This window comes from Mesorhizobium sp. M1A.F.Ca.ET.072.01.1.1, assembly GCF_004023325.1.
In the GTDB taxonomy this organism is placed as follows: domain Bacteria; phylum Pseudomonadota; class Alphaproteobacteria; order Rhizobiales; family Rhizobiaceae; genus Mesorhizobium.
On the sequence record NZ_RZSF01000387.1, the window covers coordinates 1 to 5,528 of the forward strand.

General features: G+C 56.5%; 7 protein-coding genes. 3 read left to right on the forward strand and 4 right to left on the reverse strand.

The genetic code is table 11. The features are described 5' to 3' along the window. Together EOA32_RS39380 and EOA32_RS32380 are read left to right on the forward strand one after the other, a co-directional pair. A partial coding sequence (locus EOA32_RS39380; protein WP_210214868.1) for a hypothetical protein occupies positions 1–190 on the forward strand: 190 nt, incomplete at its 5' end. Positions 191–946: 756 nt separating this feature from the next. Next, a complete protein-coding gene (locus EOA32_RS32380; protein WP_128373900.1) occupies positions 947–1,480 on the forward strand; it encodes a hypothetical protein in 534 nt (177 codons plus the stop codon). On the opposite strand, the gene EOA32_RS32385 is transcribed toward EOA32_RS32380, so the two are convergent. Continuing rightward, entirely contained in the window at positions 1,432–1,725 is a 294-nt protein-coding gene (locus EOA32_RS32385) for a hypothetical protein (RefSeq protein ID WP_128373901.1), read from the reverse strand. The two genes, EOA32_RS32380 and EOA32_RS32385, sit on opposite strands and share 49 nt — an antisense overlap. A 300-nt stretch (positions 1,726–2,025) precedes the next feature. Here EOA32_RS32385 and EOA32_RS32390 point away from each other — a divergent pair, with 300 nt between their 5' ends. Further along, positions 2,026–2,289: a hypothetical protein gene (locus EOA32_RS32390; protein WP_128373902.1), complete on the forward strand. Its 264-nt coding sequence runs from the start codon at positions 2,026–2,028 to the stop codon at positions 2,287–2,289. Between the two features lie 122 nt (positions 2,290–2,411). On the opposite strand, the gene EOA32_RS40270 is transcribed toward EOA32_RS32390, so the two are convergent. The 3 genes from EOA32_RS40270 to EOA32_RS32405 all read right to left on the reverse strand — a co-directional run bounded on the left by EOA32_RS40270 (position 2,412) and on the right by EOA32_RS32405 (position 4,947). Next, entirely contained in the window at positions 2,412–2,708 is a 297-nt protein-coding gene (locus EOA32_RS40270) for a hypothetical protein (RefSeq protein WP_245499459.1), read from the reverse strand. Positions 2,709–2,993: 285 nt separating this feature from the next. Further along, positions 2,994–3,227: a hypothetical protein gene (locus tag EOA32_RS32400; RefSeq protein WP_128373903.1), complete on the reverse strand. Its 234-nt coding sequence runs from the start codon at positions 3,225–3,227 to the stop codon at positions 2,994–2,996. A gap of 193 nt (positions 3,228–3,420) precedes the next feature. After that, complete coding sequence (locus EOA32_RS32405) at positions 3,421–4,947, reverse strand: Fic family protein (RefSeq protein ID WP_189407561.1); 1,527 nt, start codon at positions 4,945–4,947, stop codon at positions 3,421–3,423. Between the last annotated feature and the right edge of the window lie 581 nt (positions 4,948–5,528).

The following is a 5,528-nucleotide window of genomic DNA, read 5'->3' on the forward strand; positions in this document are numbered from 1 at the left end:
CAGCACCGGCGCCTACCAAATTCGTAGCGAACTGGTTGTAGCCAACGGCTTCGACATTTGGCGAGAGACAGAACACCCGGTCGTCCTTCGTCGGCCACGGATGCTAAACAGAAGCTTCCCGCAACACTTTAGAGTAGAGTTTTGCAATGGGCAGGACGCCGAGCTGGGAAGCCGTTCCAAGGCTGGTTAGCCATCGATCGTTCGCCTCCTCTTCTCTGCACCGAAGCTGCCCGCGTCTGTAACTCGGCGTGAGAACGAGGGCCGCTTCGCCGGTTCCGTTCCCGGAGTCGCCTTCGTCTCCCGACGAATCCCCATCCCGTTCGCCGTCACCGACTCGACCTGTCATTTCGCCCTCCAGTTTTTGAAGGCCCGGATAGGCGAAAAGAGTGAGACACGAGTTAAGCCTGTCTCCCGAATATCTGCGTGTTTGGCCGCCAAATTGTTTCGAATTGTCAGCTTTGACTGGGCGGCACTCCGGATAAATCGCTTCTGCAGCCCCACGCTCGACCGACGGAAATCTCAGATTGGGAAATGTTTTTCCGGCCTGCTCACCGCGCCTGCGGCTGTGGCAGGACACCCTGACAGGAGCGCGGTCGCCTTCCGAGTAGTGGGGCGAGGGTGCCCCGGCTTTCGAGCCGTCGAAGTAGATAAGTCTGCTTGCCACATCGCCTGCTGCGGTCCCGCGATCTTTACATTTAGGTGGCCGCCGTTTCTCGTCGCGATCGCCATGTTGTGATGTCATAATGATGTACCACTAGCTTTACCACGGTGCCGTTGGGAAGCGCTACTACGGCTAGATATTCTTGAAGTTAGGATCAAATTTATTATAGAGCGTGACGGCATGAAAGCGTCGCGGGCATAGGAGGTCCGCTATGCCTGAAGAGAACGACCAGACGTGACACTTTTCCTTTACGAACTCCTCCCCGTAGCATCGCATGTTGCGCGAATGGCAATCGAAGAACGCAAATATCCCGGTGAGCTGGCATCTGCACAGCAGGTCCACGAGCTCGCGGAAGAATATCGCAAGGGGGCAAATCTCCTCCTACAGCTCGGCCGACCCGGCAAGCCGCTTACCAGGGCGCCGTTCAGATTGGCGGCGATCCATGCGATCGAACTCTACCTGACCGCGCTCTTGCTCCACCGTGGGCACAATCCCAATCAGATCCGGAAAATGCACCACGACCTGTCGGCGCGGACGGAGCACACTCTGGCAGCGGGCCTACGCCTTCGCGCGAAAACGGCCAAGCATCTCCAATCCCTAAGCCAGAACCGGGAATATCTCGTCACCCGCTATGGACCGGAACTGGCAGCAACCACATCGCAGATAAACCGCCTCACCGCCACCCTTGAAGAGGTGGCGGCAAAGGTTACGACATTGATCGGGCCGTCGGCCAGGTCGCTGCAGGCAGACGCATCTGCCGCCGGCGAGGCTCAAGGCATGGATTCGGCGGCTTGCTTGTCCGCGGCGACCGCCAGTTGAACGACATGATGCACCAGGAACACGTCAATGAGGTACGTAACCTCGTCCCGTGAAATCGGCAGCATGTCTGCAGTGATTTCATTGTCGACATAACGCTCGGCATCCCAAAGGGTGCGAGTCAGTTCCTCGTTGGTAGCCTCAATCCGCCCAATGACCCTTTCGAACGCGGCGTTGGCGGCCTCGATAAGCACGGCACGGTCGGCCCCGGCGACTGGCAGGGACGCAATAACGGCATGGGAATCCATGACGTACGTTTCCCTCTTGGATGGCGATCTCTTGCCTCAGCATTTTCGGTCGCCATGCCGACGCTGGTTCTTGAAGGGGTGGCTAGTCTAAGCGCCAGGCGCCACCCTGTGCTCACATGCGCAGGCCGCAGGATACGCAAGAATCCGACAGATGCAATCGAAGGATTCTGGCGAAGAATTTCGCTGCTGGATGCGGCTCGCAACCTTTGGAATCGCGCAGGTTGCGAGTGCACGCGGTGATTGCCATATTGCAGGAGAGACACGCGAGGAAAGACCTTCGAGATGGTAGGCGAACGACTCATGAAGGCAAGCGATATCCCTGCCTTCGTAGACAGGGTAATCAAGGCCGGCTGCGACATCTGTGCCGTCGGCCAGTTCAACTATTGCCTGGGAGACCTCGAGGAAATGGCGGCGGCGCAGGACGAACTTCAACGAATAGGCGAAGAATTTGGCGATCGCGACTTTCTGCTACCTGAGATCGCCGCCTACTTGCGAACCATCGGACGGTACATAGACCCCGACTCGTCGGTGTCGCATTGGTCGGAGAACGGGAAAGCACAATAGGTGCTTCTCGTCTTGATCTATCACAGCTCCCACTGACCAGCGATCCGGAAACCGCGAGCGCCGCGAACAGGGCGACGGCCAGCGGCCTGAGGACCAAGGCGATGTCCATGCCCCCCAGATGCTTACCGCGCCGCCTGCAACGAGGAGCGCCATTGCCGCACCTGGCGAGATGCCGAGGTCGCGCAAACCTCGAACCAAAGGTAGTGCCGCAAGACCGTCGAGATACAGCCGTCAGCCTCCAGGTGCAGAAATTGGAGAGTGTCATCGGGCAGCGCGTATTCGAAAGGCATGGCCGCGGTGTTGCCATGACTGCCGCCGGCGAGCGGTTGCTGCCCGTCGCCCGCGATGTCGTCGAAATGTTGAACCAGGTGGTGGACGACCTGCGCTACGCCAGCCGAGGAAGAGATCCGTCTCGGCATTCCCGAGGGAATGGCGACACGATTCTATTGTCTATTCTGGCCACTTCACCGAGGAGGAGCCACGGCTCCGGGTCAGTTCCACGGGGACCAAACTCGTTGCCGTGGCGGAGGTGTGGAATGGCATTGGAGCAATCGCCTCAGCCATGAAGGGGAACGTTTCGGGAAGCCAGGTCGCCCTGCTGGCCGCGCCCTATATTGGGGAATGCAGTTGAGTAACATCGCGATGTGGGCACATTCGCGACGCCAATGAAGGGAGCGTCCGAACCGCCCCCTTCTATTACTTGCTTAAACAGCAACGCTAGATTCGCGCATCTGCGGCATTCGATTCTTGCTTCCGGACAACGCAAGCTCATGTGGAAACTGGAGCTCGAAGATTGTCAGCAGAACCGTTCCCCATAAAGCACGATCTTTTTCCAGCGAGGGCGTAAAGGATTCGCTGTCCTCGAAAGCATGGTCTTCCCCTTGCCGCTCGACGGCAAAGGCGCCAAGTACCGAGCGGCTCGCCTCACGTCCGAACATGCGAAGCTCAGTACGCCGTCTTCGCTGCGAACATGAACCTGGAAGCCGCAAAGGAACTTGCCAGCCTGCTGCCGCTTCCTCCGCTCTGTACGTCGTCAGGTGGGCTGATTTGGATGGTGCCGTCCGATTTCGCGGGCTGCGGGATGAGCAATGGCAAATCACACCGTCATCGCGCAGGATGACAGGAGAACAGTCAGAGTTTAGGTCCGCCTGACATGGAACCTCCGCTACCATCACCGTCATCATCTTCTGGACGCGGTAGACGAAGCCTGATCGCTTCTCGGTCGCCGACTTCTGGGCGAACAAAAGCGTTTGTTTTTGTGAGAAAGGAGGTTGCCCTCTGGAGCGTTGACCAATTGATCGCGTGAACGTAACGCTGTGCGAATTCGAGCGTTCTGATGAGAGCGCTGGGGTCTCCTGCATTGGTTGTCATCCGAAGCCCCTCGAGGTAGTTCGAACGGTAGACGGTCGGAATGATAATCCGCGTTTCCTTTGATGTCGTCAGCTCTGCATTCATCATGATCCGGGCGGTTCTGCCATTTCCATCGTTGAATGGATGGACCTCGGCGACCAAGAACATCATGAAGATAGCCCTGTCCATCGCGCTATCGAGACGTTGATGGATTTTGAAGCCCTCCTTCAGCGTGCCGATGACATCCTCTGGCTTCACAAAGGTAACCACCCCAAATCTGTTTTCTTTTGTCTTGAATTGGCCTGGTGATTTCTCCGGCCTCGCATTCATGATCCGCTTGTTGCGCTGCTTCAGAAGTTCGATGAAGTCATCAAAATTTTGTGGAACGCGACCATTGTCATTCGGATCTGAGACAGCTTCGAACGTGCCCACTATATCATGAGCATCGGCTGGCCGCTCCTTAGGGATAGCTCCATTGAAGACGATATCTTGGGCCTCATCTAGTTCGAATTCTGTGCCTTCGATGAAGTTGGAGAAGTATGCCTCGAAAAAGGCCTGATTGATCTTGCCTTCAGGGCTGAGAGTGGAAAGCAGTGGAGCTTGGGGCGCCCTGCCTCTGAGAAGGTCGTAAACCTTATTGAACAGATCGATGCGTTGTAGGTCGTAGGGTTCCCCGGAGACATGAGCAAGCACGGCTGGCGCCGACAGTTTGGCTTCTTGCGTACCGATCAGGGCGCCGATCATAGAACCCAGCTGTCTGGCTTCATCGATCAATCCGAGTTCGCTCCCGACCTTCTTGATCTGATCGCGTAAGATATTGATGCCCGTCTCGCCACCAGTGCGGTAATGCTTGAGAAGATGGGTTTCGATCTCGCTACGCGATGCTGTTCTTGCGATCCCGCTTCTTGAGCGAGACGGTATCATGTTTTCCACAAACGTGCGGGCTAGTGACGTGCAATACAGATTCACGCGCATCGGGTAATCGCCCTCTATTCTGTCGTGCCCCTTGCGTGACCGGATAACGCACCCCGGCAATTCGACATCACGCTTGGTTTTGGCGATCAGGAACACAGAGCCGTCGCTGGCAGGCTTCTGTTCTAGGGCGGTTCGATCTGCTACGATCGCATCTGGGAAATAGAGAGGGACGATCTTCCAGATGTTGCGCCGGACGAGAGCCGTCCGGTCTTCGAACATGTGGGTCGTGTAGAGGCGGCTCCCGATCTCGCGTAGCTTCCCTGCCTCTGCAGCACGCGAGACTTTTAAGGAATTCTCCTTTGTCGACAGCACAAACTCAGGGAAGTCGCTCATTCCTGCTCCATTAAGGGGTCGAGACAGCGGCATTTTGAAAAGAATTCCGACTTAAGTGACCGTCTTTGAAAACTTTTAGCACTTAACGGTTTTGAGATATACGTTCGCTGGGCGAGCCCAACAAGGTCGGGAAGAGCCGAAAATGAAAATAATTGAGAGTTAATGGCTTAGATTCGAAAACTTTTCCGACATAAGAACAAGTCGGGCGGGCCCGAGCCATCGGTGAGCTGGACGTTGAGCCAGATTCAGTGACGCGTCAGGAGGAGGGACGACGACCGCGAGCCGAGTACCGCTCGGCGATCGTTACACCACAGACGGTGCATTTCTCTCACAATCCGCTGCTTATCACTTCCGGTTCTCCGGAGCGGCCAGATGGCCGCTGCATTACAAAACATTGGCTTGTAGGTACAAAACTTTGCGTGTCTGAGCGCCTGTCTGCTCCGGCGGCTCTCAAATTCTGCTCAGCTGTCATAGCGCGTCAGTTTGTTGTCAGGTCAGCCAAGCTAAGTTCCGCCTCAAGCGAGCAATGGTTGTTAGGTGATGTTGAAGGTGATTGCGACCTCCCGACTGCGAGCGAAAGG